The sequence below is a fragment of the Rhizobium sp. CC1099 genome (genome assembly GCF_029714385.1).
In the GTDB taxonomy this organism is placed as follows: Bacteria; Pseudomonadota; Alphaproteobacteria; order Rhizobiales; family Rhizobiaceae; genus Rhizobium.
Genome location: NZ_CP121642.1, coordinates 846,219 through 872,261, shown reverse-complemented (window position 1 = coordinate 872,261; position 26,043 = coordinate 846,219). Strand labels below are relative to the sequence as shown.

Annotated in this window: 26 protein-coding genes and 2 pseudogenes; 16 read left to right on the top strand and 12 right to left on the bottom strand. The window is 60.1% G+C overall.

Features of this window, described 5'->3' with window-relative positions:
- Nucleotides 1-12: 12 nt before the first annotated feature.
- Nucleotides 13-1,089, bottom strand: a complete 1,077-nt coding sequence (locus tag QA644_RS25335) for a class I SAM-dependent methyltransferase (RefSeq protein WP_194731371.1) — start codon at nucleotides 1,087-1,089, stop codon at nucleotides 13-15.
- Between the two features lie 179 nt (nucleotides 1,090-1,268).
- Between QA644_RS25335 and QA644_RS25330 the strand changes: the two genes are divergently transcribed.
- Both QA644_RS25330 and QA644_RS25325 read left to right on the top strand, forming a co-directional pair.
- Nucleotides 1,269-2,318, top strand: coding sequence for a helix-turn-helix domain-containing protein (locus QA644_RS25330; RefSeq protein WP_283073769.1), 1,050 nt, complete (start codon nucleotides 1,269-1,271; stop codon nucleotides 2,316-2,318).
- Between the two features lie 207 nt (nucleotides 2,319-2,525).
- Nucleotides 2,526-2,877 (top strand): annotated as a pseudogene (locus QA644_RS25325) (YciI family protein); the annotation flags it as partial.
- Between the two features lie 148 nt (nucleotides 2,878-3,025).
- Here the strand turns inward: QA644_RS25325 and QA644_RS25320 are convergent.
- Together QA644_RS25320 and QA644_RS25315 are read right to left on the bottom strand one after the other, a co-directional pair.
- Nucleotides 3,026-3,280, bottom strand: a pseudogene (locus tag QA644_RS25320) (glycine zipper domain-containing protein).
- Nucleotides 3,281-3,306: 26 nt separating this feature from the next.
- Nucleotides 3,307-3,621 (bottom strand): hypothetical protein, encoded by a 315-nt coding sequence (locus QA644_RS25315; RefSeq protein WP_283073768.1) that lies wholly within the window; start codon nucleotides 3,619-3,621, stop codon nucleotides 3,307-3,309.
- Nucleotides 3,622-3,857: 236 nt separating this feature from the next.
- On the opposite strand from QA644_RS25315, the gene QA644_RS25310 reads away from it, so the two are divergent.
- Nucleotides 3,858-4,028, top strand: a complete 171-nt coding sequence (locus QA644_RS25310) for a hypothetical protein (protein WP_167377989.1) — start codon at nucleotides 3,858-3,860, stop codon at nucleotides 4,026-4,028.
- A 316-nt stretch (nucleotides 4,029-4,344) separates the two neighbouring features.
- Here the strand turns inward: QA644_RS25310 and QA644_RS25305 are convergent, their stop codons facing one another.
- From QA644_RS25305 to QA644_RS25275, 7 genes are all read right to left on the bottom strand, one after another.
- Nucleotides 4,345-4,884 carry a DUF2380 domain-containing protein gene (locus QA644_RS25305; protein WP_283073767.1) on the bottom strand — a complete coding sequence of 180 codons (540 nt, stop codon included), beginning with the start codon at nucleotides 4,882-4,884 and terminating at the stop codon, nucleotides 4,345-4,347.
- 647 nt (nucleotides 4,885-5,531) lie between these two features.
- Complete coding sequence (ugpC, locus tag QA644_RS25300) at nucleotides 5,532-6,581, bottom strand: sn-glycerol-3-phosphate ABC transporter ATP-binding protein UgpC (protein ID WP_283073766.1); 1,050 nt, start codon at nucleotides 6,579-6,581, stop codon at nucleotides 5,532-5,534.
- A 19-nt stretch (nucleotides 6,582-6,600) separates the two neighbouring features.
- On the bottom strand, nucleotides 6,601-7,443 hold the full coding sequence (locus QA644_RS25295) for a carbohydrate ABC transporter permease (RefSeq protein ID WP_283073765.1): 843 nt from the start codon (nucleotides 7,441-7,443) through the stop codon (nucleotides 6,601-6,603).
- The gene (locus tag QA644_RS25290) at nucleotides 7,433-8,365 is read right to left on the bottom strand and encodes a sugar ABC transporter permease (RefSeq protein WP_074071602.1); all 933 of its coding nucleotides are present in this window, start codon (nucleotides 8,363-8,365) and stop codon (nucleotides 7,433-7,435) included. Before QA644_RS25290 ends, QA644_RS25295 begins: the two co-directional genes overlap by 11 nt.
- An 11-nt stretch (nucleotides 8,366-8,376) precedes the next feature.
- Nucleotides 8,377-9,660, bottom strand: coding sequence for a sugar ABC transporter substrate-binding protein (locus tag QA644_RS25285; RefSeq protein WP_283073764.1), 1,284 nt, complete (start codon nucleotides 9,658-9,660; stop codon nucleotides 8,377-8,379).
- Between the two features lie 33 nt (nucleotides 9,661-9,693).
- Complete coding sequence (locus QA644_RS25280; protein WP_283074022.1) at nucleotides 9,694-11,295, bottom strand: FAD-dependent oxidoreductase; 1,602 nt, start codon at nucleotides 11,293-11,295, stop codon at nucleotides 9,694-9,696.
- A gap of 28 nt (nucleotides 11,296-11,323) precedes the next feature.
- Nucleotides 11,324-12,370 carry a LacI family DNA-binding transcriptional regulator gene (locus QA644_RS25275; RefSeq protein WP_283073763.1) on the bottom strand — a complete coding sequence of 349 codons (1,047 nt, stop codon included), beginning with the start codon at nucleotides 12,368-12,370 and terminating at the stop codon, nucleotides 11,324-11,326.
- A 105-nt stretch (nucleotides 12,371-12,475) separates the two neighbouring features.
- On the opposite strand from QA644_RS25275, the gene QA644_RS25270 reads away from it, so the two are divergent.
- Nucleotides 12,476-13,135, top strand: coding sequence for an SGNH/GDSL hydrolase family protein (locus QA644_RS25270; protein WP_283073762.1), 660 nt, complete (start codon nucleotides 12,476-12,478; stop codon nucleotides 13,133-13,135).
- Between the two features lie 197 nt (nucleotides 13,136-13,332).
- On the opposite strand, the gene pcaQ is transcribed toward QA644_RS25270, so the two are convergent.
- Complete coding sequence (gene pcaQ, locus QA644_RS25265) at nucleotides 13,333-14,256, bottom strand: pca operon transcription factor PcaQ (protein ID WP_283073761.1); 924 nt, start codon at nucleotides 14,254-14,256, stop codon at nucleotides 13,333-13,335.
- A 92-nt stretch (nucleotides 14,257-14,348) separates the two neighbouring features.
- Here pcaQ and pcaD point away from each other — a divergent pair, with 92 nt between their 5' ends.
- From pcaD to QA644_RS25210, 11 genes are all read left to right on the top strand, one after another.
- Nucleotides 14,349-15,158: a 3-oxoadipate enol-lactonase gene (gene pcaD / locus QA644_RS25260; RefSeq protein WP_283073760.1), complete on the top strand. Its 810-nt coding sequence runs from the start codon at nucleotides 14,349-14,351 to the stop codon at nucleotides 15,156-15,158.
- Complete coding sequence (pcaC, locus tag QA644_RS25255; protein WP_283073759.1) at nucleotides 15,155-15,559, top strand: 4-carboxymuconolactone decarboxylase; 405 nt, start codon at nucleotides 15,155-15,157, stop codon at nucleotides 15,557-15,559. The genes pcaD and pcaC overlap by 4 nt, the downstream gene beginning before the upstream one ends.
- A 9-nt stretch (nucleotides 15,560-15,568) precedes the next feature.
- On the top strand, nucleotides 15,569-16,318 hold the full coding sequence (gene pcaH / locus QA644_RS25250) for a protocatechuate 3,4-dioxygenase subunit beta (RefSeq protein WP_283073758.1): 750 nt from the start codon (nucleotides 15,569-15,571) through the stop codon (nucleotides 16,316-16,318).
- A gap of 2 nt (nucleotides 16,319-16,320) precedes the next feature.
- A complete protein-coding gene (gene pcaG / locus QA644_RS25245) occupies nucleotides 16,321-16,932 on the top strand; it encodes a protocatechuate 3,4-dioxygenase subunit alpha (protein WP_074071594.1) in 612 nt (203 codons plus the stop codon).
- 184 nt (nucleotides 16,933-17,116) lie between these two features.
- Entirely contained in the window at nucleotides 17,117-18,286 is a 1,170-nt protein-coding gene (locus tag QA644_RS25240) for an acyltransferase (RefSeq protein ID WP_283073757.1), read from the top strand.
- Nucleotides 18,287-18,396: 110 nt separating this feature from the next.
- A complete protein-coding gene (locus QA644_RS25235; RefSeq protein ID WP_283073756.1) occupies nucleotides 18,397-19,443 on the top strand; it encodes a 3-carboxy-cis,cis-muconate cycloisomerase in 1,047 nt (348 codons plus the stop codon).
- 180 nt (nucleotides 19,444-19,623) lie between these two features.
- Complete coding sequence (locus QA644_RS25230; RefSeq protein ID WP_283073755.1) at nucleotides 19,624-20,796, top strand: ABC transporter substrate-binding protein; 1,173 nt, start codon at nucleotides 19,624-19,626, stop codon at nucleotides 20,794-20,796.
- A 201-nt stretch (nucleotides 20,797-20,997) separates the two neighbouring features.
- Nucleotides 20,998-21,861, top strand: a complete 864-nt coding sequence (locus QA644_RS25225) for a branched-chain amino acid ABC transporter permease (RefSeq protein ID WP_239601034.1) — start codon at nucleotides 20,998-21,000, stop codon at nucleotides 21,859-21,861.
- Between the two features lies 1 nt (nucleotide 21,862).
- On the top strand, nucleotides 21,863-22,873 hold the full coding sequence (locus tag QA644_RS25220) for a branched-chain amino acid ABC transporter permease (RefSeq protein ID WP_283073754.1): 1,011 nt from the start codon (nucleotides 21,863-21,865) through the stop codon (nucleotides 22,871-22,873).
- Complete coding sequence (locus QA644_RS25215) at nucleotides 22,870-23,634, top strand: ABC transporter ATP-binding protein (protein WP_283073753.1); 765 nt, start codon at nucleotides 22,870-22,872, stop codon at nucleotides 23,632-23,634. The genes QA644_RS25220 and QA644_RS25215 overlap by 4 nt, the downstream gene beginning before the upstream one ends.
- The gene (locus tag QA644_RS25210; protein WP_194731389.1) at nucleotides 23,615-24,331 is read left to right on the top strand and encodes an ABC transporter ATP-binding protein; all 717 of its coding nucleotides are present in this window, start codon (nucleotides 23,615-23,617) and stop codon (nucleotides 24,329-24,331) included. Before QA644_RS25215 ends, QA644_RS25210 begins: the two co-directional genes overlap by 20 nt.
- Here the strand turns inward: QA644_RS25210 and QA644_RS25205 are convergent.
- Nucleotides 24,328-24,852, bottom strand: coding sequence for an N-acetyltransferase (locus QA644_RS25205; protein WP_283073752.1), 525 nt, complete (start codon nucleotides 24,850-24,852; stop codon nucleotides 24,328-24,330). The genes QA644_RS25210 and QA644_RS25205 overlap by 4 nt on opposite strands.
- A gap of 118 nt (nucleotides 24,853-24,970) precedes the next feature.
- Here QA644_RS25205 and QA644_RS25200 point away from each other — a divergent pair, with 118 nt between their 5' ends.
- Entirely contained in the window at nucleotides 24,971-25,738 is a 768-nt protein-coding gene (locus QA644_RS25200) for an SDR family oxidoreductase (protein WP_239601038.1), read from the top strand.
- Nucleotides 25,739-26,043 lie beyond the last annotated feature (305 nt).

Genomic DNA, 26,043 nt, shown 5'->3' with positions numbered 1-26,043 from the left:
ACGATCGCCGGATTAGAGCCGCGCTTCGAGGATCAGGTTGAACGGCGTTTCCATAGCGCGGCGGAAACGGGTGAAGCCCGCCTTGCGGAAGACTCCTGCCAGGCGGGCTTCGCCGGCCTGCGCACCAAGTACCATACGGCCGCCATCTGCAATTGCGTGGGCGCAGCAGATCGTCGTGGAAGCCGCATAATACATTCTGGCAACCGGCGAGATATTGTCTTCCACCCGATCGTTGGCGAAGGGTTCCACGAGTACGACCGTACCATCTGGTGCAATCGCCTTAGCGGCATGTGCGGCCGCGGCAACGGGATCTCCCATATCGTGCAGGCAATCGAAGAAGCAGATCAGGTCGTAGCCGGTTCCTGGATAGTTGTCGGCCGGAGCTGCCGCGAAGGTTGCCTGCTCCGAAACGCCTGTCATGGTGGCAACCTTCCGGGCTTCGATCAGGGAGCCCTGATGAGTGTCGAAGCCACAAAATCTCGAAGCCGGAAATGCCTTGGCCATGAGGGCGGTGGAATGTCCGTGTCCGCAGCCGATATCGGCCACAAATGCCCCGGCCTTGAGCTTTTCGACGACTCCATCGAGAGCCGGCAGCCATTCGGCGACCAAGCTTGCCTTGTACGCATTGCGGTAGAAGGCGGCAACTCCGCAATAGAGACGTCCGTCATGGTCGCCCCACGGTACGCCGTTGCCAGTGCGGAAGGCCTCTACCGCCTTGTCCTCGTCCGCCCACATTGAAGCAGGGACTGCCCAGGCGTTAGGAATGAAGACAGGGCTATCCTCGTCGGCAAGGACAAGCGCTTGCTCCGGCGTGAGCTCATATGTACCGCTGATCGCGTGGTAAGCGACATAGCCGCCAGCGACCTGCGAATTGAGCCATTCGCGAACGTAGCGTTCGGCGCATCCGGCGCGGCGGGCAAGCTCGTGCGATGTAAGCGGGCCTGCTTCGGCCATTGTCTTATAAAGGCCGAGCCGGTTTCCAAGACTCACCATCACGCCGCCATAGCCGGCCGAAAGATCTCCGACCACGCGCGAAAGAAGCGTATCTAGCTTTGCAGAATCGATCGTGCTGATTTGGACATGTCCCATTTCAATTCCCCTGTTCAAGAGCCTTCGGAAGCGGAGGGCGGGGAGAGCATCGCAGTTTTAGGGAGTGCCCGGCAGAGCGGAACTGTCCAGAAACGGGCCGATCGTGCCACATCACCGGGGCGTGGCGCGGTTGCCCCATCCGCGTTATCGTGTCGTCCTTGCGTCAAAGGAAATCTAACATGCTGCAAAACGCTGAGCAGACGGGTCCGGAGCCGCTCCATGTCAGCCTCATCGCTATTCCCGAGGCCGTTGTGTCGACGCTGAGTGGCATCTTCGACGTGATGAACGCCTTTGTTATTATGCCTCCGCTAGGCGACGCACAGCGCCGCGCGCCACCGTTCCAGGCCGAGATTGTTGGGCTCGAATCCGGGCCGCTGTCGCTTGCCAGTCGCGTCCCCGTCATGGTCCAACGCAGCATTGCCGCACTTGATACGACCGACATCATTATCGTCCCTTCCATCCTGCTTGGCCCTGAGGGGTGGCGAAAAGGTCGACACCCGGAACTAGTAGAATGGCTGCGAGCCATGCACCGGCGCGGTGCGCTTCTATGCTCGGCTTGCTCCGGTGTTTTCCTGCTCGCCGAAACAGGGCTCTTCGATGGCGCAGAGGCGACGGTACATTTCGGTTACGCCAACGCCTTCGCGGCAACTTTTCCGCAGGTCCATATCCACCCTGAGCGGGTTCTGGTCGTCTCGGGCGGGCGCGAAGAACTTGTAAGTTCAGGAGCCTCCATGACCTGGCATGATTTGGTCCTCTACCTGATTGCTAGACATGCGGGAGCGACCGCCGCACAGGCAGTTGCGCGCTGCTTTGCCCTCCAATGGCATCAGGACGGACTTACGCCCTACATGGTATTCGAGGGGCGCAACGATCATGGAGACGTCGCTGTCCAGGCGGCTCAGGAATGGGTGGCCACGCATTTCCCCGTGGCGAGCCCGCTTGAGGAAATGATCCGCCGCTCCGGACTTGCCGAGCGCACCTTCAAACGCCGTTTCACAGTCGCGACCGGATTGAGCCCGATCGCCTACGTGCAGCGCCTAAGGATCGAGGACGCGAAACGCCGTTTGGAGCGCACGGAGGCATCGGTCGACGAGATCGGCTGGCAGGTCGGTTACGAGGAACCGGCTTTTTTCCGCCGTCTCTTCAAGCGAGTCACCGGCTTGACGCCAGGGGGCTATCGACGGCGTTTCAGAATTCCTGAGTATGCACAGACCCGTGTAAGGGATTAAGGTGCTCGACTAGGCCGTTCGGCACGTTACACTTGTCTCCGGCAAATTCCGCACTCATCGCTCAGGCTGTCGGAATTCCCAGCCGGAGATATCGGTAACACGTTTCGATCTTCGCGGCAGGTGTCGATGCCGTTGTGCCGGTAGCTCTAAGCTCAAGCAAGACCGGTGACAGACCTTGAGGAAAATGACGGGCGCACAGGACATTCCATGCTTTACGCCATCCTGGCCTATCACGAAGAGAAAGTGGTCGAATCCTGGACCAAAGAGGAGGATGCGGCGCTGATGAGCGAACTGCTCCAGGTCAATGATCGCCTCGTCGAGGAGAAGCATTTGGGATCGGCTGCGCGGCTTGGGGGACGGGTGCCGGCATGATCACCGACGGCCCTTTGCTGAAACCAAGGAGCAATTGCTCGGCTTCTACGTCGTGGATTATCCAACGCTTGAGGCAGCCGTCGCCGCAGCGCGCGACCTGCGCCGCGCCAATCCCTCCGCAGTCTATGAAATCCGGCCGATCTCGCTTTATCTCCCTGGTGCGCCACTGGCATCGCGGGACGAGGGGTTGGGTGGGCGTGCGCGCCGCAGCATTTTACCCCACGCTGCGACACCTGGCGCGACACGTTCCTGGGCAAAGGCCGCAAAAACATTAAATGGGCCGCCATCTGCCAAAGAGCCAGCTCTATCTGTTGGGTGGATGCGATTCCGCCGTATTAGCAGCGCGCCTCGTAGGTCCGTCCATAGCGATCTCGATACACGCAGTAGCGGCGACGTTCGGTCGAGCGGCCAATCAGGGCGCCGGCGACGCCGCCGGCGACGGCTCCGACCGCAGCACCTTCCCAGCTATTGCTGACGGCCCCGCCGATAACTGCTCCGGTGCCGGCCCCAATGGCCGTTCCCTTCTCCGTCGCTGTTCAAGATGCCAGGGCACCAACGAAGGCACTCGCAAGGACAATTTTTCTCATCATTTTGAACGCCTCCTTATCTGCCGATACTACTGCTGCGCGGGAGAGGCCGGCGGCGTAGCCGGTGCCGGCGTCGCGTTGTTATCAGCTGGTGCCATCGGCTTTGCCGGACCAGGGGTTGGCTCAGAATTCGTCGTGGATGCCGTGGGCTGCGGATCTGTATCCGGAGCACCGCTCCACAGGGTGTAGGCAACCGCAATCACGGCGATCGCTGCAATGGCGGCGGCCCAGCCCACCCATGCGCTGGATCGGGCGTGCTCCACCGGTGTCGTGCGGAGGTCCAGATCGGGGTTCGGGATCGTTGTGCGATTAGGATCGTTCGGATTGTTAGGGTCGTACGTCATCTTCATTCTCCGCTTTCTGATGAATAAGGGAAGCGTTGGATGGCTTTTTTGTTCCGCTAGCGCGCCGGCCCGATCTCCTGTGTCGGACTTCGGTCCCAGATCGATCGGACTTTGGCCCCATGAAAAACCAAGTCCAAAGTCCTTCTGAATTTCAGACTGTGGTCCCGGATCGGGAACGTCATTCACTGCCCGGCATTGGGGTGGCGTGCCGGAAGAACTGTCAAAGGAGGTTTGCAATGAAGGACGATGGATCCACCCGTGGCAAAAGTGGCTGGAGCGTGGCGGCCGTCGTCATTGTCATCGCCCTTGCCGCCTTGCTCCACGTCTATGGTCAACTCCTGTCGGGCGACAGCGAGCAATTGACGAGGAGTCTTCGTGAAGCCGCGGCCACCGCCGATGGAGGCTAACAGCATCGAGAAGCACACGAGTTGACCCGCGGGGGCTGTTCAATCTCATCCATCCTTCGGTCGACTTTTCGATTGGTTGGCGACGAAGTGCGACAGCTCATTCTAGTCGTTGCAGCTCAAGACGGATGTTGCTATGAACGATCTAGTGTTCATTCAATCATAGTTCGGGACCAATGTCTGAGGCCCCGTCGGCATGAAAGAGGCCGCCGCACGCGCTGAGCGAACGCAGCACCGAGATGCAGGTGATGATCGAGGGACAGTTAAACGCCTAGACTTCGGCACCTCGACGGTCCGATCCGCGGTCGCAACAACTGCCTCACGGAATGCAGTTATTTTCAATGTCATTTGCCACAAATCTTGCAGCACGGTTCCAGGCTTCGCCTGTGTCGCCTCGATACGTTATAAACCGGTCGCAGGTGGGCTTGTTGGTGTGGATGTCCAACAGGACATACTTCGCCCAGCCCACCAAGGTGCTCATCTTGTGAATCTCGCCTATCAGCAAGTAATTCGCGCCAGCCGTTTTCGCCTCTTTCGAAAGCTGCGCGATCCCCGGTTCGCGCGCCGTGCACCGCCCATTCTGGCAAGCCAACGAAGTGATGCTGATCTTGCTACGTTTCGAGAGACTGTCGCGTAGGGTTGAGACAAACGCCGTCAACCGAGCATCGTGGTCGCCGAGCTGGTGACCAGCTTCGCCGGACGTGTCCTTAAAGTCAAAATTGGCAACGGCTACCGTTAACGGTTCAATCGTGTCGGCAACGGCGACTGATGCAAGGGCGGTGGCACCCGCCAACGCTGTGGCGGCCCACCAACCTGGGAAGCACCATCTCCTTGCAACGTTAAAGCTCGCTTTTACCACGTCCTCCTCCCAACTTAAAATTGACGCCAAGCCAGGGGCAGCGTCCTATGTTGCCTCACGCGAGATGAACGCCGCTGCCATGCCAACGCGTTCATTAACCGGAAGTCTGGTGCAAGGATCGGCCACGATAGCCGCCCGTGACCAGCGCCACCATCCTCGATCTAGCCATTGCGCTCACGGCTCGCCGAAGGATCATTCGCCCGGCATTTGGCGAAATCGATGTTGGCCCGCAGCGCCCACACCTTTTCGCCGATGATAGTCCACAGAAGGCCTGCCGCTCTCCAAGCGGCTGAAGACGCTCTAAGACAAGACCACGAAGCAGAACCCCGGCGGATGCCATGCTCGACAATGCTGCTTCGAAGGAGCTTTCGGGAAAGATTGTATGGTCCGTATAAGTCCGGCGCAACCGCACTTCACATTGACGCAGATCTTCGGTCTAGGTCTTCTCATCGCTCATATTGTTGTCGGTCTGGCCATTTCGATGCAGCGTTGAACAACACTCAATTGTGTCTCATCAGCCTTGATCGCAGCCAGCGGTGGTCACCGCCTGGCCCGCTAGTCCGACGGTGTTATGGGTGGACTGCGTCATTCCTACGACGGCGTCTCCTCGTAAGAAACCTTCCGGGTAAGTCGGCTTGGACGAAACCTCAGTTCAGTCGCTGGCCGCCACTTGCGAAGAGGTGGATATTGGCGAGTTCCGGACGGACGCGGATCGTTGCGCGGGTTGAGAGCGATACGCGCTCGCGAAAGACGCCTTTGACCTGCGTTTCACCGAGCTTCATCGTTACCTGTGTCTCCGAACCCATCGGCTCGACGAGCGCGACCTCCGCCGGCACGCCGTTGTCGTCGAGAACAAAATGCTCAGGCCGGATGCCGTAAACCGCCTTGCGGTCACTGAACTCGTGGGCGGCTTGCGGAAGCGGCAGCAGTATGCCGGGTGCGGCGAAACCCGTCGAGGTGATCGTGCCGGATAGGAAATTCATGGCCGGCGAGCCGATGAAACCTGCCACGAACTGGTTGGCGGGCCGGTCGTAAAGATCGAGCGGGGCGCCGATCTGCTCCACCCGCCCGCTATTCAGCACGACGATCTTGTCGGCCATGGTCATGGCCTCCACCTGGTCATGGGTGACATAGATGGTCGTGGTCTTGAGCTTCTGGTGCAGGCTCTTGATCTCGCCGCGCATGACGACCCGGAGCTTCGCATCAAGGTTCGACAGCGGTTCGTCGAACAAGAAGACCTGTGGGTTTCGGACAATCGCCCGGCCCATGGCGACGCGCTGGCGCTGGCCGCCGGAAAGCTGGCGCGGATAGCGATCGAGCAGATGCGACAGGCCGAGAATGTCCGCCGCCCACTTCACCCGCTCCGCGATCTCGGCCTTGCCTGTGCCGCGATGTTCCAGCGAAAAGCCCATATTGGTCGCGACGGTCATATGCGGATAAAGCGCATAGTTCTGGAAGACCATGGCGATGTCGCGATCCTTCGGGTCGAGGTCGTTGACCACACGCCCGCCGATTTTGATATCTCCGCCGGTGATCGTTTCCAGCCCGGCGATCATGCGCAGAAGCGTGGACTTGCCGCAGCCGGATGGACCGACCAGCACGACGAATTCGCCGTCGCTTATGCCGAGATCGACACCGTGGATGATGTCGACGGCGCCATAACTCTTGCGGACACGGGAAAGGGTAACTTCAGCCATCAATCAGGTTTCCGGTTCTTCAGCCCTTGAGGCCGGTATGCGCGAGCCCTTCGACGAATTGCTTCTGCGCGATGATGAAGACGATGAGAACGGGGAGCGCCGTCAGCGTCGCGGCGGCGAGCTGGATGTTCCACATCGGACCGCCATAGGCGTCGGTATATTGGGTCAGCGCCTGAGGCAGGGTGAATTTTTCCGCGCTCGACAGGAACACGATCGGTTCGAGGAACAGGTTCCACGAATGGAGGAAAGTGAAGATCGCCACTGAGGCGAGCGCCGGTTTCGCCAGCGGCAGGGCGATTTTCCGAAAGATCTTGAAGCGGCCGAGGCCGTCGACGCGTGCCGCCTCTTCCAGCTCCGCCGGCAGCGTCACGAAGAACTGCCGCATGACGAACGTGGCAAAGACGCTCGGCGCCCCGAAGATCGGCACAAGGACCAGCGGCCAGTGGGTATTCACCATGCCGGCTTTCAGGAACATCTGGAAAAGCGGCACGATCGTCACCTCAGACGGGATAAGCAACCCGAGCAGCACGATCATGAAGATCGTGTTAGCGAAAGGAAATTTAATGCGCGCAAAGGCGTAACCAGCCATGGAGGAGACGATCATCGTGCCGACCGTCACAACCGCGGCAATATAGGCCGAGTTCCAGTATTGCTGCACGAAAGGCTGCAGCTCGAAAACCTTGCGGTAGGTCGTCCAGTCATAGCTTGCCGGAACGAGTTGCGGCGGAAAGGCGAAGATGTCGCTGATCGGTTTCACCGAAGACGTCACCATCCACCAGGTCGGAAAGACGAAGGGGATGAGCAGCACGCACATCAACCCGTAGAGAAAAACCTTCATGCGCGGGGAGAACTCAGCTTTCATAGAAGACGATCCTCTTGCGCATCTGCCACTGGGCGAAGGTCAGCACGGCGACGATCGCGAAGAGCAGGATCGACAGCGTCGAGCCATAGCCGAAGAAATGGAACTGGAAGGCCTGCTGGTAGAGGTAATAGACGAGCACCGTCGTCGAAAGCCCTGGGCCGCCTTGGGTCAGCACCGCGATCTGCGCGAAAACCTGCAGCGATCCGACGATGGTGATGATCGAGGTCAAGAGCATCGTCGGGCTGATCAGCGGCAGGGTGATGCGGCGGAACTGCTTGAAGCGCGGCGCGCCGTCGATCCGCGCAGCCTCGTAGAGCTCGTTCGGCACGCCCTGCAGCGCCGCCAGGAACAGGATCATGTTGAGGCCGACATTCTTGAAGACCTGCACGACGATGACGGAGATCATCGCGGTCGTTTCCTCGCGAAGCCAGTTCGGCCCTTCGATGCCGAAGACCTGCAGTACGCCGTTGATGCCGCCATTCTTCTGAAGCAGGAACCCCCAGACAATTGTCCAGGCAACCAGCGAGACGACGACCGGCGAAAAGAACAGCGTGCGGAAGATGGCGATGCCTGCGAGCTTCTGGTTGAGGAGAACCGCAAGCAGGAGCGCCAGGGAGAGGTTGAAAACGACGAGCCCGGCGGAAAAGATCGCGGTCGCCCCCAGGACTTCCAGGAGGTTCGTATCCTCGATCAGCATCCAGTAGTTCTGTGCGCCCGTATAGGTGAAGGTATTGGCAAGCACGTTCCACTCGTGCAGCGAATACCAGAAGACGAGCCCAAGCGGGATCAGCACGAAGACGACGATGCCGATCAGCTGCGGGGCGATGAAGAGAAAACCAGCGAGACTGTCGCGCCGCGCAACCGTCCAGAACGGCGATGAGGAGCGGTCTTCCGCAATTGCGCGATCTTGCGCGACAGCCATCTTACACTCCCTTAGCGCTTCAAGAGTGGGCCGATCTGGCCGCAGATCTTCTGGAGCGCGCCCGGGATATCCGCATCCGGACGCCAGACGGCATCGAGGCCGGAACGAACGGCCTGCTGGATCTGCGCAAAGCCGGTGTGTCCGGGGATGACCTTGCCCGTTACAATTCCGGAGATGACGACCTTGTCGATCTGCTCCTGGCTCAGAAGCGGATTGGTCTTCTTCAGCACTTCAGCATTGAGCAGCGACTTGCGGGCCGACGGGAAGAACTGGCTGAGCTTGGCCGAGTTTTCCGGGCTCGTCATGTAAGCGACGAATTCGGCGGCCGTCTTGGCGTTTTTGCCGGTCTGCATGACGCCGATACCGGCCTGGCCGATCAGCGCATAGTCACCGGCAGGTCCCTTCGGCAGCGGCACCAGATCCCAGGAGAAGGGCTTGTCCTTCGGCAGCAGCGAGGCGCGACTGATCTGCGTGATCGTCATCGCCGCATTGCCGGCGAAGAAATCGACGTTTTCGCCGGGACCCGGGATCGCCTTCTTCTTGAAGATCGCCTCATGGATGAAGGTCAGCGCGTCGACCATCGGCTTTTCCGTCATCGTGCAGGTCTTGCCGTCGGCGCTCCAGGGGGAAGCGCCCCAGCCGTTCCAGATGGAGGCGAGATTCTGCCAGATCTGGTAGTTGAAGTCGCGGACGATCAGGCCGCCCTTGCCATTCTGGCCCACGGCTGAAGCTGTGGCGATCGCGTTGTCCCAGGTCCATTGGCCGGCGGCGATGAGCTCGGCAGGCGTCTTCGCACCGGCAGCCTTGATGACGTCGTTGTTGACGAACATCGCGAACGGCGAGGTGGAGAAAGGATAGGCGTAGAACTTGCCGTCCTTCGCCCAGCGTTCGGTCGCAGTGGCGCTCACTTCGTCGAGATTGTAGCCCTGCGTCGCCTTGAGTGTATCGGTGAGCGGATAGAGCGCGCCCGAATTGACGAAGTCATAGGCCGAAGTCTCGAAGATCCAGGCCATGTCCGGCGCATTGCCGCCGGCGATCTGGGTGGTCAGCGCCGTGGTGTAGGTGTCGAACGGCAGCGACTCAAAGGTCACCGTGACGTTCGGATGGTCCTTCTTAAACCCGGCAGCGATCTCGTTGAAGAGCTTCAGATGCGCCTCGTTGGCGCTCCAGATGGTCATTCGCAGGTTGACCGCATCCTGTGCGTTGGCGATGCCGCCCCAAGGGAGCATTATGGCAAGCGGCACGGCAACGGCAAGCGCCGCCACCTGCGATTTCAGTGTCCTGTGATAATTCATTCCCGTTCCTCCTCCTAAGATCGGTTTGCTTGGTCAGTAGGCCGCGATGTCCGGCCAGCGGATTTCAATGCCCTCACGGGTGAGCTCTCGCTGGAAGTCACGGAGATGCTCGTCGTTTTCCTGGACCTGGTGAGGTTTCAGTCCTTTCTCCAGGCAATAGGCCGCGAGCATGCCGGCCACTTCGCCGATATTCCATTCGACTGGATGAAGACGGTAGCAGCCGTTGGTGATGTGGGTGGTGCCGATGTTCTTACTGGCCGGAATGAGGTTCTTCATCCGCTCAGGCAGCAGCGCGCCGAGCGGGATCTCGAACGGACAGGACGCCACATCGATATAGTTATCGCCGCCGGTCGAGGGATGAAGGTCGATGCGATACATGCCGATGCCGACGCTGTCGCGATAGCTCACGGCACCTTTTCCTCCGCGTACAGCATAAGAAAGATCCTGTTCGACGACGCGCGTTACCGGCTTGATGCGGCGGCTTTCGCGGACATAAGGGGCCATGGCGAGGCCATGTTCGGTGCCCGTGATGTCGCCGCGGAGCCGTAGGCCGCGATAGCCCTGCCCGCCGTCGACGCGCGGCGCTTGCGTCTGCAGCCAGTAGAAGACCGAGTAAGAAAGATCGGCGGCCGACTTCAGGTGCTTCGCCTTCTCCTCCTCGGAAACGTCGATGATCGTGCCGTCCATGTAGTCGATCATCGGCCAGTTCACGAAGCAGATGTCGGATTCGTAGAAGCCGGGCACGAAATTGCGGCGTGCCGCGATGCGGCGGAAAAGCCAGAGGTTTTCGTCGCCACCGCCCTTGCGCTGGTCGGCATCGACCAGCAGCGGATTGTCGTCAACATTCGGCGTGAACGAGCGGGTCGTGAATTCCAGCGTGCGCGGATGCGGCGCAGTGAAACCAAGCAGCGGGCCGCCCCAGAAATGCGGCTGATACTTGCACCAGTAGTCGTAGTGCTCCGGCTTGTCGATCGTCTGGTCGCCATCCACGCAATCGACGGCGAAGCAGACCGACACCGCCTGGACGTTGTCCGGCTGGGCTTTTGCCGGTGCATTAGGCTCGCCCGTATCGGACTGGGCCTCGAAACCCTTCACATACTCGGTGCCGGTCATCGGCAGCAGATCGCCAAGTTCGGTCGCATCAAGGATGTAATTGGCAGCGATGACGATCTCCCTGCCCGTATCGCGATGGCGGACGGTGATGGAGCGAACCCTATCGCCATCGACATCAGCCGTGACCGGTCTATAGGGCTGCAGCACCTTGAGACGACCAGCGCCACGATAGGGCATCAGCATCGCTTCCATCACCGCGAGGCTCACCCGCGGCTCGGCGCAGATGCGACTCACCCAGCCGCCGCCCGGATTGAGATCGCCCCAGCCCCGAGCCGCTTCGGTCAGCGGGTAGTTGTCGCGGTAATACTGGCGAATGCCATTGCGCAGCTTTCGATAGGAGCGCGTGATGCCGAACTGCTCGACCCAAGTATGCTCGTCGGAGGGCACGGCCTGGCTGGTCGACTGACCGCCGATCCAGTCGAATTCCTCGGTCATAATGACGCTCTTGCCCGCCCGGCATGCACCAAGTGCCGCCGCTACACCGCCGAGGCCGCCGCCCACCACCAGAATATCCGCTCGCATCTCTTTCGCAGGCATGTATGTCACGTTCTCACATCCGTTTCTTTGCAGAGCCGAAAGGGGCGGGACCAAGCGTCTCGCCTTCGACCGGTTCACAGGTCAGAAGAATTTGTTCGATCGGGGCCGCACCCTCTATTCGGCGCACCAGCATGGCGGTCGCCTGCCGCCCCATTTCTTCGCGAGGAATGTCGAAGGCGGTGAACTGCACATGGCTGCGCTCGGCGCGCACATGGCTGCCGAGTACGATTGCCGAGAAATCTTCGGGGACGGTAAGGCCGCGCTTGCGAGCCGCCGCCTCGACGCGCACCGCATCCGCCAGTTCGATGAAGAAGACGGCAGTCGCGCCGCTCGCGACGATGACATCGAGGGTCTCGCCGGCCGGCCGACCGACCTCGTCGACATGCAAAACCAGCTCGGCGCCCGCGGTGCTCGCGTCTGCAAAGCCGCGCCAGCGGTCCGCGACCGATTCGGCCGATCCACTGGGGCCGACGTAAGCCAGCTTCTCGTGTCCCAACGCCCTCGCCTTCTCGACCAGTGTCCGCGTGCCGTTCGTGTAATCGCCGCCGACGTAAGGAACGGGTCCGCCAGCGTCCTCACGTCGGCCGATCGCCACGAAGGGATAATTGCCAGAAACCAGCCGCTTGAGTTCGGCGCGATCGAATTCGCGGCCGAGCACAAGGCAGCCGTCGGCGATCCTCAGCCGGTTGCCGTCGGCAAAGATCTTCCGTTCCCGGCCGACACCGGCGCCGGTCAAAAGCAGGAGATCGTAGTTCTGCGCCTGCGCTTCTTCCTCGATGCCGAGCAGGAAGGGCGCGAAGAAGTCCGCCTGCTCGCTCGGGAAGGCTGGTTCGTAGGTGAAGACGCCGAGAATGCGATTGAGGCCCTTGGCCATGCGCCGGGCGATCGGGTCGGCCACATAACCCGTCGTGCGGATGACATGCTGCACACGTTCGCGGGTGTCCTGCGGGATGCGCGCCATTGCTGCGGGAGCGCCATTCAGCACAAGCGAGACGGTCGCCTGGCTGACGCCGGCTAGTTTCGCAATATCGTGCTGAGTCAAGCGCTTACTGCCTGTCACACCAATCCCTCCCGTCCCCTCTTGACTGCTAATACGTATTAGCTGCTAATACGTATAAACAAGATTGGATGGCCTGCTGTCAAGCGGGAAAACGAGGGAGCGTCGATGCAATTCGGGGACCACTTGAAATCGCTGGGAATTTCCAACATCCGCGTGTTCGGCGACAGCATCACGGCCGGCTTGAACGCCAGCCAGCCGCATCTTGCCTGGCCTCCTCTGTTCGCAGCCGAGGTCGACGGCTTGCCGATCCAAAACCACGCGGTTCCAGGTACCGTGTTGCAGGGCTCACGCCTTGCGGATGGCAAGCCGCGGCCGGACAATGGGCTCGGCCGCTTCAAACGGGCTCTTCTGGCTGGGCCGCATCGCGATGCGATCCTGATCCTCTACGGCTACAACGACGCCCGCTATACGGCGGCGCCGGAGACCATGAATGTGCGGAATTTCACGCGCGACTATGCGCGGATGCTGGAAAAGCTGATCGAAGCCGGCCACGGTGAGCGGCTCGCAATCGGCAGCCCGCCTTACATCCCCGATGCCGGGTTTTTGGTCGGTAGCGCCGGCTTCATGGGCCAGACGCGAACCGGTTTCGAAGGTTATGTCGAGGTCGTGCGCATGCTGGCGCGACGCTTCTCACTCTTCTATGCACCTGTTTACGAGAGCATGAAAGCTCATGGCGACGGCGTCTTGGCCTCAGCTGATCAAATCCATCCGAGCGATGCCGGACATCGCGCGATCTCTGGTGCGTTCATAAATGCACGTCATTGAAAGGGCTTCAAGCAGAGGTAGCCCCACCGTCGGCCTCTCCGTCTCCGTCGTGTCAAGCAGATTGCATAGCGTCGACCGCAACATGGCCCCTCGTCGCCACAAGAACAGCCGAGGGCTCGATTGAAGAACACGCTCGCGGCTAACCAGTCCGTGCGTGGGCGGCGGCCCGATCAGTGTCGGCCGACATCCTTGGCACTTCATCTTGCGGAAGTCTCGCGCGCGGCCTCCCGGATCGTCTGCATCAGAATAGATAGCGGCAATGAGGGGATGGCATCCGTGCGCATCGTCAGACCCACAGGCCCTTTCGTTTCGCTCGTGTCGATCGGCAGTACCGCAAGCACGCCGTCCTCGATGTCGGCTGCCACAACGCCAGTCGAGATGATCCAGATTGCGTCGCTTGACCGCAGGAAGGCGCGGCCGAAAGAATCGGAAACCGTCTCGATCTGGTTCGGCAGGTTCGGTGCGCCATTGGCGATTAGGAAACTTTCCACGAAAGGACGGATGATCGAGGCCCGCGTCGGCATCAGCACTGTGTAATCCGCAAGCGCGCCAAAGGGCGACTGTTTGGTTTTCAGCAGCGGGTGGCCAGCCCGGACGGCAAACACCACCTGCTCGGAATAGAGATGCTCAAAGGAAAAGCCTGCCATCTTTTCCGCTCCTGCAAGGCGTCCGACGACAAGATCGAGGTCGCCGACCCGAAGCTGCTCCAAAAGCACCGCATTTTCCCCGGTCACGATCTTGATGCGGCTCCAGGTATTTTCTTTGAGGAATAGCTCCATCGCCTGCGGCATGACGCGCGTCGAAACCGTCGGAAGCGCGCCGATGCGGATCGGCGGAGCATCGCCCACCCGCTCCTGGGTGACGGAATCGAGCCCGTGGCGGAGCGCCGTCAGCGCCGCGCCCGCATGCTTCAGGAACACCTCACCGTACCGTGTGATCTTGATGCCGCGCCCGTCGCGCTCGAAAACCGCAACGCCAAGCACCTCTTCCAGTTCGCGGATCGTCTTTGTCACCGCAGGCTGGCTGACACGCAGGAGTTCAGCCGTCTTCATGACGCTTTTCTGTCGCGCAACCTCGACAAAGGTCTGTAGATGGCGAAACTTGATACGGCTGTCGATCATTGGTCACATAACCCACAAGTTATCGGAAAGCCACGAAATATCATTTTACCTAACCGAATTAAACATTCAATTTCGTGTCAGGAGGAAGTTCCGTGCAATTTGCCCGCGTCAACGATGTCACGATCCACTATCAAATCATTGGTGGCCCTGCCGACAAGCCGGTCATTGTCTTTGCCAATTCGCTCGGCACGGATTTCAGAATCTGGCGCGATGTGATCGTGCGGCTGGCAGGTGATTTTGCAATCGTGCTTTACGACGAGCGCGGGCATGGTCTTTCGGATGTCGGCCAGTTGCCGTATTCGATCGACGATCATGCCTCAGACCTGATCGGCCTCCTGGCGACGCTTGAGGTCGAGCGGGCCTTCATCTGCGGCCTTTCGGTCGGCGGGCTCATCGCGCAGTCGCTTTACCAGCAGCGCCCGGATCTCGTGCGCGGCCTCATCCTTTGCGATACGGCACATAAGATCGGCACAGCCGAAACATGGAACGCCCGCATCGAGGCGGTCGAAAATAACGGGATCGGCAGCATCGTCGATGCGGTGATGGAGCGTTGGTTCACGCCTGCCTTCCGCCGCCCGGAAAATCCGGCCTATGCAGGCTACTGCAACATGCTTGCCCGCCAGAACGTCGAAGGCTATGCGGCAACCTGCGGCGCCATCCGCGATGCCGATTTCACAAAGGCCGCAGGCAAGATTGCGGTTCCCACCATCTGCATTGTCGGCGATCAGGACGGTTCGACGCCACCGGACCTGGTGAGGTCCACCGCGCAGCTGATCCCGAACGCCCGGTTTGAAACGATCCGCGATGCCGGTCACATCCCCTGCGTCGAACAACCGGAGGCGCTTACCGCCGTCATCCGCGCCTTCATCGATTTCGCCTTGCATGGAGAACTAAGCCCATGAATGAAGCCTCAATCCCGTCCGAACGATACCGGCAGGGCATGGCGACCCGCCGCGCGATCCTCGGCCACGACCACGTCGATCGCGCCGAAGCAGGCTCGACGGCTTTCGACAAGCCGTTTCAGGACCTGATTACGGAGGCTGCCTGGGGACATGTCTGGTCGCGCGCAACCTTCACGAAACGCGAGCGCTCGATCGTAACGATCGCGCTTCTGGCAGCCCTGGGGCAGGATGACGAGACTGCGATGCATGTTCGCGCTACGGCCAATACCGGCGCCAGCCGCGAGGATGTTTGCGAAGCGCTTTTGCACGTGGCGATCTATGCGGGTGTTCCGGCCGCCAATCACGCGATCAAAATCGCCAAACAGGTTTTCGAGCAGATGGACGCCGAAAAGACAGCCTGAGAGGAAGAGATGTCCGATATTTCGAACCGCAAGCCGGAAACCGGCGCCTTCTTCGCCCGCGACCGCGCCTGGCATCCACCGGCCTATGCGCCCGGCTACAAGACCTCGGTGCTGCGTTCCCCACAACGCGCGTTACTGTCGCTCGACGGCACGATTTCAGAGATTACCGGGCCGGTCTTTGGCCATTCGATCATCGGTGAACTCGACAATGACCTGATCCACAACTTCGCCCGCCCCGGCGAGAGCGCCATCGGCGAGCGCATTGTCGTTCACGGACGGGTGCTTGACGAGCGTAACCGGCCAGTCTCGGGCGCGCTGGTCGAATTCTGGCAGGCCAACGCCGGCGGGCGTTATCGCCACAAGAAAGAATCCTATCTCGCGGCCATCGATCCGAATTTCGGCGGCTGCGGGCGCTGCATCACCGACGAATATGGGCAATACTCCTTCCGCACCATTCGCCCCGGCGCCTATCCGTGGCCGAACGGCGTCAACGACTGGCGCCCGGCGCACATCCACTTCTCGATCTTCGGCCACGGCTTTGCTCAGCGGCTGATCACGCAGATGTATTTCGAGGGCGACCCGATGATCTGGAAATGTCCGATCGTCGGCACGATCCCGCACAAGGCTGCAATCGAGCAGCTGATTGCAGCGCTCGACTGGGGCAACACCATCCCCATGGACGCGCGCGCCTACAAGTTCGATATCGTTCTGCGCGGCCGCCGCTCGACCCTGTTCGAAAACCGGCTGGAGGGCAACTGATCATGCAGGAACTCGGCTATCTCAAGGAAACCCCGTCGCAAACGGCAGGTCCCTATGTCCATATCGGCTTGACGCCGAATTTCTGTGATATCGGCGGCGTTTACGCACAAGACCTCGGCAGCGCGATGGTCAACGAAAAGACCCTCGGCGAGCGCATCACCGTGACGGGCCACATCTATGATGGAACAGGCGCGCCCGTGCGTGACGCGGTCGTCGAAATCTGGCAGGCCGACAGCGCCGGGCTTTACAACAGCCCATCGGAAATGCGCGGCGCGGCCGACCAGAATTTTGCCGGTTGGGGCCGCTGCCCGACCAGCGCCGAAGATGGCGTCTATAGATTCGAAACCGTCAAGCCTGGCTGCGTGCCCTTCAAGGACGGCCGCACGATGGCGCCGCACATCTCTTTCTGGATCGTTGCGCGCGGTATCAATATCGGGCTCCACACCCGCATGTACTTTCCGGAGGAAGCAGACGCCAACAACGCCGATCCGCTGCTTGCCCGTGTCGAACTCGGCGAGCGCATTGCAACAATGATCGCGACCCGGGACGGCGCAACCTATACGTTTGATATCCGCCTTCAGGGGGAGAAGGAAACGGTATTTCTCGACATTTGATCAGCAGGTAAGATAAGGCGCTTTTCCCTTCAATGCAGGGCGCTTCCTGCTGGAAGCCGATGCCGCCGGCACCCCGTTTACAATCATAGAGAGCTGCGCGCGTGTCGAAACGACGATAGGCGGGTTGTTAAAAATGCTGCACCGCAGTAAGACTTTTGACGGGCTGAACCTTGATGGTGGAAACATGCAGAAAACATTCGGGCACGTCCTGACGGCACACAAGGGTCTTGGTCCAGGTTTTGATTTTCTCAGAATTGCCCTGGCTTTTTCAATCGTATTGGCACATTCATTTTTGCTGACCGGAAATGACGCTTTTTTCCGTTCGAGCCCGTTGTGGTTTGCCGAATACGCACTGGTTCCGATGTTCTTCGCTCTCAGCGGGTTTCTGATCGCCGGCAGCGCTCAGCGCCTCAGCCTGAAGAACTTTCTCTTGAACCGCGGACTGCGCATCGTTCCTGCTCTTGCGGTCGATATCGTCGTCTGCGCGCTCATCATCGGCCCGCTGGTGACGACCGTCGCTTTGCGTGACTATTTTCTCGGCGCCGACTTCTTCAAGTATTTTCTCAACATCATCGGCTGGATTCATTACAGCCTGCCGGGTGTATTTGAGCAAAACCCGACGCATCGGGTCAACGGAGCTCTGTGGACCGTGCCATGGGAAATCTTCTGCTACATCATCATGTCTGCGCTCATGATCACCTCGATCATCAAGTCATGGCAGAAGCTGGCACTTTTGACCGGTGGCTTTATCCTGAGCGGGCTTATCGTCCAGTCCTTCGGACATCTGCTGCCCGATCGCGTAAACCTGGTTTTGAGCACGCTGTTCGTCAGCCGCGGCGCACAGCTGGTATTTGCGTTTCTGCTCGGCATCTTGGCCTATCAATTGCGGGATTTCATTCCGCATAAAAAATCACTGTTCTTGGCCAGCATGGCGGTTTGCGTCCTGGCGATGCTGATCTTGAGCAGCCCCTCCATCGAGAGCGTGCCAAACAGACTGCTCGTAATCCCAGCGCTCGTCTATATCACGGTATTTGTCGGTCTGACGCCGGTGCCCCTGCCCTCCGTCTTTCACAAGGGCGACTATTCTTATGGCGTCTATCTTTATCACGACCCCTTTCTTCAGATTTTGATCAGTCTGGCGCCGGGCCTGTTCCTGATCCCGAAAACCGGCGCGCTCGCGCTCTATGCTATCGGCATCTGCGCCGCGATGGGCATCGCTGTCTTTTCCTGGCATATGATCGAGAAGCCGATCTTGGGCATGCGAAAGAAATTCTCGTTCGTTGCAAAGGCGCGAGGTGTCGACGAGAATGCGGATATAAAGATCCTGCCCGTCGAGAAACCGGTAAAGGCATAGTTGGCAAAGGTGCGGACATTCCGCGCCATCTCTGCCGGCATCTTTACAGCCGGTGCGGTTCTGCAACGGCAAGCTGGCGGCAGAAGTAGGCAAAATCAATGAGAGGTCACGTGACCGCATCCGCCTTCGACCACCCATTCCTCAGCGGCCTTTTCGGAGACGATGAGATTTCGGCCCATCTTTCGGCGGATGCCGACATCCGCGCTATGCTCTCCTTCGAGGCTGCACTTGCCAAGGCCGAAGGCGCCCATGGCCTGATCCCACAAAGGGCAGCAAGCCGCATTGCCGAAGCTTGTCGAGGTTTCACTGCCGACATCGCGGGCCTCAAGGTTGCGACCGCCACAGACGGCGTCGTCGTTCCCGATCTCGTCACGCAACTGCGCAGGTCAGTGGGCGGCGAGGCGGCCCAGTATGTCCATTTCGGGGCGACCAGCCAGGACGCCATCGATACCAGCCTGATGATCAGGCTAAAGGCGATCATCTTTCTTTTTTCCGGCCGGCTCGATGCCATTGTTCGCGCTCTCGACGCGCTCGATCGCCAGTTCGGCCAGAACAGTCTGATGGGCCATACCCGCATGCAGGCGGCAATCCCGATTGCCGTTTCGGATCGTCTGCGGACATGGCGAGCCCCGCTTGAAAGTTATCACGACCGGCTAGGGGTACAGAAGTTTCCCATCCAGTTCGGTGGCGCGGCCGGGACGCTGGACAGGCTGGGCGGCAAGGCTGCCGACATCCGCGCGTCACTCGCCCAGGAACTTGGACTGACCGACGAGCCTCATTGGCAAAACCAGCGCGCACCAATCGCCGACCTTGCCAACCTCTTTTCGCTGATCACCGGCAGCCTGGGGAAGATGGGCCAGGACATCGCCCTTCTGGCGCAGGCGGGTGGAGAGATCGAACTTGCTGGCGGCGGAAGATCGTCAGCCATGGTGCACAAGCAGAACCCGGTCGGTGCCGAAACGCTTGTCGCATTTTCCCGCTTCAACGCCGCCCAACTTTCGGCCATCCACCAAGCGCTTGTTCACGAACAGGAACGTTCGGGTGCCGCCTGGACACTTGAATGGCTCGTGCTGCCGCAGATGGTCATGGCGACCGCCGGCGCCCTGCGGCTCGCGCGCGAGCTGACCGGCAATATCCTCCGCCTCGGGGGCTCGTAGACAAGCTTCCTTCCTCACCCTTCATGTCAGCCTCAGGCAGATGCTTAACATAATGCATCAGTTATGAATTACCGTATTTATTTCATTTTTACATTACCGTTTCGCATGACACACTGACGTGAAATTTAGCTGCGCGCTAACCTGGCGGTGGAGTCCGCCGGGTATAAAGGGAGAGGAAAGATGAGACAGCTGGTTCTGGCCGCTGCGGCGGCAATCGTCATGGGTACCGCCGCCTATGCCGACACCATCAAGGTCGGGGTCGTTGGGCCGTTTTCGGGTCCGTTCGCGCTGCAAGGCAAGAACTTCAAGGCCGGGATCGACGCCTATATGGCAACGAATGGCGCCAAGATCGGCGACAATACCGTCGAAGTCATCTATCGCGACCTGCCGGCCGCCGATCCGGCCAAGTCAAAGGCGCTTGCCCAGGAACTCGTCGTCAAGGAGAAAGTCCAGTATCTGGCCGGGTTCTATTTCACGCCTGACGCAATGGCCGTCACGCCCATCCTGAAACAGGCCAATACGCCGCTCGTGATCATGAACGCCGCAACCTCTGCCATCGTCACCAAGAGCCCTCTGGTCGTTCGTACATCCTTCACCCTTTGGCAAACTTCCATGCCAATCGCCAAGGTCGCGTTCGACAAAGGCATTAAGAAGGTCATCTCGGTTGTCAGCGACTACGGTCCGGGGGTCGACGCTGAAAACGCCTTCAAGGCGGGCTTCGAAAAGCAAGGCGGGGAAATCGTCGAAGCGATCCGTATGCCACTTGCCACCAACGATTTCAGCCCGATCATGCAGCGCATTAAGGATTCGGGTGCTGAGGGCGTCTTTGCATTCCTGCCGTCCGGTCCGCCGACGCTTGGCTTCGTGAAATCCTATAGCGAGAATGGCCTGAAAGCCGCCGGCATCCAACTCTTTGCAACCGGCGACCTGACGCAGGAATCCGACCTTCCGGCGCTCGGCGACGCCGCTCTCGGCATATTGACGACATACCACTACGCGGTTTCGCATGACTCGCCCGAAAACAAGGCCTTCGTTGCAGCCGCCGGAAAGGCACTCGGCAATCCGGCCGAACTCACCTTCCCGGCCGTCGGGGCCTATGACGGCATGCACGTCATCTACAAGATGATCGAGGCAACTGGCGGCAAGCAGGATGCTGAAAAAGCTGTCGAAGCCGTAAAGGGCCTTTCCTGGATGAGCCCGCGCGGCCCCGTTTCCATCGATCCCGAAAGCCGCCACATCACAGAAAATATCTATCTGCGCGAAGTCGCCAGGGATGCGGACGGCAAATACATCAACAAGGAAATCCAGACATTTGAAAAGCAGGGGGATCCAGGTCTGGCGGCGACAAAGTAAGGAGCAAGGCTTTCTTAAAAGGCGATCGCCCGGACCACCCATCAGCCCATCCCGTTGTCGACGAAAGGGCATATGGCGCAAACCGCAAGTCTCTTCTCCCGGCAGGGGAGAAGGTTCCGGCAGGTGGATGGGGCGAGACGGCGCCCTCAACGACGCAGAGCGGGCTTCAGCACCTGCTGAGATAAGGAACACACGAGCCTCATGCAGACTGTCTTCAGCATTGCCGTCGACGCGCTTGCCTATGGCATGGTGCTGTTCGTGATCTCGATCGGCCTTTCGGTCACCATGGGCCTGATGCGGGTCGTCAACCTTGCCCACGGTGCCTTCGCCATGATCGGCGGGTACATTGCCTCCTATGCAACGCGCGATCTTGGCCTTGGCTACGGCATCGCAGTTCTTGTCGCCGTCACTGGAACCATCGTCATCGCCATTCCGGTCGAACGCTTCCTCTACCGGCGCATCTACGGCGCGCCGGAACTGACCCAGGTTCTGATGACGATCGGCATCACCTTCTGCATCATCGGCATAGCCAACTACGTCATGGGGCCGACGCTGAAGACAATCCCATTGCCAGACGGCCTGCAAGGCTCCGCCGATCTAGGCTTTCGCACCATTCCGGTGCACCGGCTTTTTGCCATCTTCTGCGGCCTCGCGGTAGCGGGCGCCCTTTGGTACACGATCGAAAAGACAAGTTTCGGTGTAAAACTGCGCGCATCCGTTGATAATGCCGCCATGGCCGCCGCGCTTGGGGTGCGCACGGAGATCATCTATGCACTGAGCTTCGCAGTCGCCGTCGGCCTGGCCGCCTTTGGCGGCGTGGTCGGCGCGGAGCTCTTGCCGGTCGAGCCCTATTATGCGCTGCGCTACATGGTGACTTTCCTCGTCGTTGTCTCGGTCGGCGGCGCAGGCTCGATTCCCGGCGCACTGATCGCCTGCCTGGTTCTTGGCGGCATCGACACCACGGGCCGCTACCTGATGCCGGAATACGGGGAATTCTTCTTCTATCTCGCCGTCATTGCAATCATCTGCGTTTTTCCGCGCGGCTTTGCCGGAAGGGTGAAGTAGGATGACGCTCGCCATGAACACGCAAACCACGACAGCAGTACCCATCCGGCGCAATCGCTTTTTCGTCCGCGATACAGCCGGCATTGCCGCAATCGTCGCGCTCGCCAGCATCGGCTATTTACTCTTTCCGGATAACCTTGCGCTGCTGACGCGCGTCATCGCAATCGCATTGCTCGTTCTCTCGCTTGATCTCGTCACCGGGTATTGCGGCGTGGCGACGCTCGGCCATGCAGCACTCTTCGGCTCCGGCGCCTATGCGGCGGGCATCGTCTCGGCCCATTACGGCATCACCGATCCTCTTTTGATGACGCTTGCCGGTATCACCGGTGGCGCTGCTGCAGGCCTCGTCTGCGGCATCGTCATCCTGCGTGCCCACGGACTGCCGCAGCTTGTCCTTTCGATCGCGCTCATCAACCTCTTCCACGAATTCGCCAACAAGGCATCATCCTGGACCGGCGGCAGCGATGGCCTATCCGGCATCTCGGCCGATCCAATCTTCGGCACCTTCGAGTTCGACCTTTACGGCCATTCCGCCTATGTTTTCGGGGTGATCCTGCTGCTTGTCGTTTTCATTCTGCTCCGCCTTGTGGTGCGTTCGCCCTTTGGCATGCTCTGCCGCGGGATCAAGGAAGATGCCTTGCGCATCCGGGCCATGGGCGCCTCGCCGAAAGCGGCGCTGATGAAGATGTATGTGATTTCAGGCGCCGTCGCCGGTGTCGGTGGAGCCCTCAATGCCATCTCCACACAGGTGGTCGGTCTAGACAGCCTCTCCTTCACGCTTTCGGCCGAAAGCCTCGTGATGCTCGTTCTCGGCGGCACCGGCTCGCTCTTCGGTGCGCTCTCCGGCACCGTCATCTTCATGCTCTTTGAAGATTATGTCTCGGCTGCAAACCCGTTCCACTGGCTGACGATGGTCGGCGCGTTACTGGTCGCTGTCGTCCTCTTCGCACCGAAGGGCCTTTATGGGACCGCAACTGCCTTTTTCGTCCGCCGGAAGGAGACTGCGCAATGAGCCCCGTCTTCGAAGTCGTCAATCTCAGGAAATCCTTCGGTGGCCTCGTGGTGACCAACGATGTATCGATCTCGGTGGCAGCAGGTGACCGCGTCGCGCTCATCGGCCCGAACGGCGCTGGCAAGACCACTTTCGTCAATCTCGTCACTGGCAACCTTTCGCCGGACGCCGGCGATGTCCGCCTCGGTGGCGAGACCGTGACGAGAATTGGTGCGGCGGGCCGCGTCAGGCGCGGCCTCGTCCGTTCCTTCCAGGTCACACGGCTCTTCCAGGAAATGACGCCGGCCGAACACGTCGCGCTCGCGATCCTGCAGCGTGACGGACTCACTGGCCGGATGTTCGGCAACTTTCTCGCGATGCCGGATCTCATGGCAGAAGTCACCGATCTGCTCGGCACACTCGGCCTTGGCGATCTCATGTGCCGCAGGGTCAGTGAAATTGCTTATGGACAGCAGCGTCTCCTCGAGATTGCCGTCGCCATGGCACTGAAACCGACGGTGCTGTTGCTTGATGAACCTGCTGCCGGCGTGCCGCAAAGCGATACCGCCCGGATCGAGCAGGCGCTCGCCGATCTGCCGGCCGATCTCGCGGTGTTGATGATCGAGCACGATATGGACCTCGTGTTCCGCTTCGCCAGGCGTGTCATCGTGCTTGCGGCGGGCACCATCATTTTCGACGGCTCGCCGGTCGAGGTCACCAAGGATGCCCGCGTGCGCGAGGCTTATCTCGGGAGCTATGCCAATGCCAGCCACGCCGCTTGAGGTCGACAATCTCTCCGCTGGCTATGGACCGACGCGGGTTCTCGAAAACGTTTCATTCGCCGTGCCCGCAGGCGCCCGCCTTGCCATCCTTGGCCGCAACGGAATGGGCAAGACAACCTTGCTTGCGACGCTTGCCGGACAGACCAGGCGTTATGACGGCCGCATCCGCCTCGGCTCCGCAGACCTCACCGCCATGGCCAGCTCAGCTCGCGCCCGTCAAGGGCTCGGTTATGTGCCGCAGGCGCGCTGCATCTTCCCGACGCTGACGGTTGAGGAAAACCTCTTCGTCGGCCTCAAAGGACGGCCGAAGACGGCGCTCGAAGAGGCGTACGCGATGTTTCCACGTCTGAAGGAGCGCCGCCGCAATCTCGGCGGCCAACTCTCCGGCGGCGAGCAGCAGATGTTGTCGACTGCCCGCACGATTCTCGGCCGCCCCTCCGTTCTGCTGCTTGACGAACCCCTGGAAGGTCTCGCACCCATCATCTGCGAAGAGTTGATGGCCGCGTTTTCCGAACTCGCCAAGACTGGCGACATGACGATCCTGCTTGTCGAACAACGCATCCAGAGTGCGCTCGACTTCGCCGATCAGGTCATCATCCTAGAACGGGGGCGCCTTGCCTGGACCGGCACGCCCGAAGCGCTTTCGACGGATCACGCCGCCGTGGAACGTTTGCTCGGGGTCGGCGGGCTGCACTAGGTCACGTGGCGTGGCGCCTCGCCATTCGTTATGTCGAAAGCCGCGTCATAGGTGACCGTGCCGGACGGCATTTCACCGCTGAAGCACAACGCCTGAAAATATTCGGCCGGAACACCTGCAAGCCTGAGGCGAGCATCCGCCTTGAAGCCGAACCGGCCGTAATATTTGGGATCGCCAAGCAGGACGCATCCCTGGGCGCCGAGTTTGCGGATGGCTGCAAGTCCATCCTTCACCAGACCAGTACCGATCCCCTCGCCTTGCCTTTCGGGTGTTACCGCGATTGGTCCGAGGCCGTACCAGCCCAAATCCCTGCCATTGATCATCACCGGTGAGAACGCGATATGGCCGACGATACGGCCTTCATCTTCGGTAACGAGCGTGGCGGAAAGCGCTCTGTTCCCGCGCAAGGCATCGACAATTGCCGCTTCCGTCTGGCTGCTGTAGGCCTTGCCGGCAAACGCCGTGCTGACCAGCGCGCGGATCGCCGGGATATCGGCTTTTGTCTCGTTGCGGATGCGCATGATGAACCTCCATTGCAGTGCCGCACATAACAGACCGGAGCGCCTTGCGTCAAAACGATGCTTGCATCGACCCAAGGACTCCTCTTCAATCGGGCACCGCAATAAAGGAGCGCCCCGCTTGTCTTTCCCCTTATTCGACCTCACCGGCCGCCGAGCGCTTGTTACCGGCTCCAGCCAGGGCATCGGTCATGCGCTGGCCCTTGGCCTTGCAGAACACGGCGCTTCCCTGGTCATCAATGGCCGCAATGCCGAGAAGGCGGCAGCTGCAGCAGAGACGATCAGGGCAAGGGGATTGCATGCGCTGAGTGCCGCCTTCGACGTGACCGATGCTGCCGCCGCGCGCGATGGCGTCGCCTATATCGAAAGCGAGATCGGCCCGGTCGACATCCTCGTCAACAATGCCGGAATGCAGTTTCGAACGCCGTTGGAATCTTTCCCGATCGAAAAGTGGGATGAACTGCTTAAGACCAATGTCTCAAGCATTTTCTATGTCAGCCAGCCTGTGGCGCAGGCGATGATTGGGCGCGGCAGGGGCAAGATCATCAACATCGCCTCTGTCCAGGCTGAACTCGCCCGGCCGGGCATTGCTCCTTATACGGCGACGAAGGGTGCAGTCAGAAATCTCACCCGCGGCATGGCGACCGACTGGGCAAAGTACGGCCTGCAGGTGAATGCGATCGCCCCCGGCTATTTCAAAACGCCGCTCAACCAGGCGCTGGTGGACGATCCGAAATTCTCGGCCTGGCTGGAGACGCGCACACCTGCAGGCCGATGGGGCAATGTCGAGGAACTGGTCGGCGCGGCGGTCTTTCTCGCTTCGGACGCTTCCTCTTTCGTCAACGGCCATATGCTGATGGTCGATGGCGGCATCGCCGCCAGCCTCTAGTATTGCCGGCTGCGCGAACGCAACCGGCAAGATTCCGTGGATCTGCCAATAGGACGGCCTTGCAATTGTTTGATCTCAATCTTGTGACATTCAATCCGACGAAGATGGGCTAGAAAAAGCGGAGAATTGTATTTTCGCCCCGGAAGAGCCACCTAATAGAACAGGAGATGTCCGCCGGCTTTCAGACTCCGGCATTTCCGTTTACGCAAAGCAAACCATATCCGGCTGCTTTCGGACCAACTCCTGCTGCCTTAGGAAAATCTACTCCTTCTGCTGCTAGCGATTGGGAGAATAGGCAAGATAGA

Bases quoted from the DNA above. Each gene is read 5' to 3' on its own strand.
- QA644_RS25335 (WP_194731371.1), bottom strand. From the start codon at position 1,089: ATGGGACATGTCCAAATCAGCACGATCGATTCTGCAAAGCTAGATACG.
- QA644_RS25330 (WP_283073769.1), top strand. From the start codon at position 1,269: ATGCTGCAAAACGCTGAGCAGACGGGTCCGGAGCCGCTCCATGTCAGC.
- QA644_RS25315 (WP_283073768.1), bottom strand. From the start codon at position 3,621: ATGACGTACGACCCTAACAATCCGAACGATCCTAATCGCACAACGATC.
- QA644_RS25310 (WP_167377989.1), top strand. From the start codon at position 3,858: ATGAAGGACGATGGATCCACCCGTGGCAAAAGTGGCTGGAGCGTGGCG.
- ugpC (WP_283073766.1), bottom strand. From the start codon at position 6,581: ATGGCTGAAGTTACCCTTTCCCGTGTCCGCAAGAGTTATGGCGCCGTC.
- QA644_RS25295 (WP_283073765.1), bottom strand. From the start codon at position 7,443: ATGAAAGCTGAGTTCTCCCCGCGCATGAAGGTTTTTCTCTACGGGTTG.
- QA644_RS25290 (WP_074071602.1), bottom strand. From the start codon at position 8,365: ATGGCTGTCGCGCAAGATCGCGCAATTGCGGAAGACCGCTCCTCATCG.
- QA644_RS25285 (WP_283073764.1), bottom strand. From the start codon at position 9,660: ATGAATTATCACAGGACACTGAAATCGCAGGTGGCGGCGCTTGCCGTT.
- QA644_RS25280 (WP_283074022.1), bottom strand. From the start codon at position 11,295: ATGCGAGCGGATATTCTGGTGGTGGGCGGCGGCCTCGGCGGTGTAGCG.
- QA644_RS25270 (WP_283073762.1), top strand. From the start codon at position 12,476: ATGCAATTCGGGGACCACTTGAAATCGCTGGGAATTTCCAACATCCGC.
- pcaQ (WP_283073761.1), bottom strand. From the start codon at position 14,256: ATGATCGACAGCCGTATCAAGTTTCGCCATCTACAGACCTTTGTCGAG.
- pcaC (WP_283073759.1), top strand. From the start codon at position 15,155: ATGAATGAAGCCTCAATCCCGTCCGAACGATACCGGCAGGGCATGGCG.
- pcaH (WP_283073758.1), top strand. From the start codon at position 15,569: ATGTCCGATATTTCGAACCGCAAGCCGGAAACCGGCGCCTTCTTCGCC.
- pcaG (WP_074071594.1), top strand. From the start codon at position 16,321: ATGCAGGAACTCGGCTATCTCAAGGAAACCCCGTCGCAAACGGCAGGT.
- QA644_RS25240 (WP_283073757.1), top strand. From the start codon at position 17,117: ATGCAGAAAACATTCGGGCACGTCCTGACGGCACACAAGGGTCTTGGT.
- QA644_RS25230 (WP_283073755.1), top strand. From the start codon at position 19,624: ATGAGACAGCTGGTTCTGGCCGCTGCGGCGGCAATCGTCATGGGTACC.
- QA644_RS25225 (WP_239601034.1), top strand. From the start codon at position 20,998: ATGCAGACTGTCTTCAGCATTGCCGTCGACGCGCTTGCCTATGGCATG.
- QA644_RS25220 (WP_283073754.1), top strand. From the start codon at position 21,863: ATGACGCTCGCCATGAACACGCAAACCACGACAGCAGTACCCATCCGG.
- QA644_RS25215 (WP_283073753.1), top strand. From the start codon at position 22,870: ATGAGCCCCGTCTTCGAAGTCGTCAATCTCAGGAAATCCTTCGGTGGC.
- QA644_RS25210 (WP_194731389.1), top strand. From the start codon at position 23,615: ATGCCAGCCACGCCGCTTGAGGTCGACAATCTCTCCGCTGGCTATGGA.
- QA644_RS25205 (WP_283073752.1), bottom strand. From the start codon at position 24,852: ATGCGCATCCGCAACGAGACAAAAGCCGATATCCCGGCGATCCGCGCG.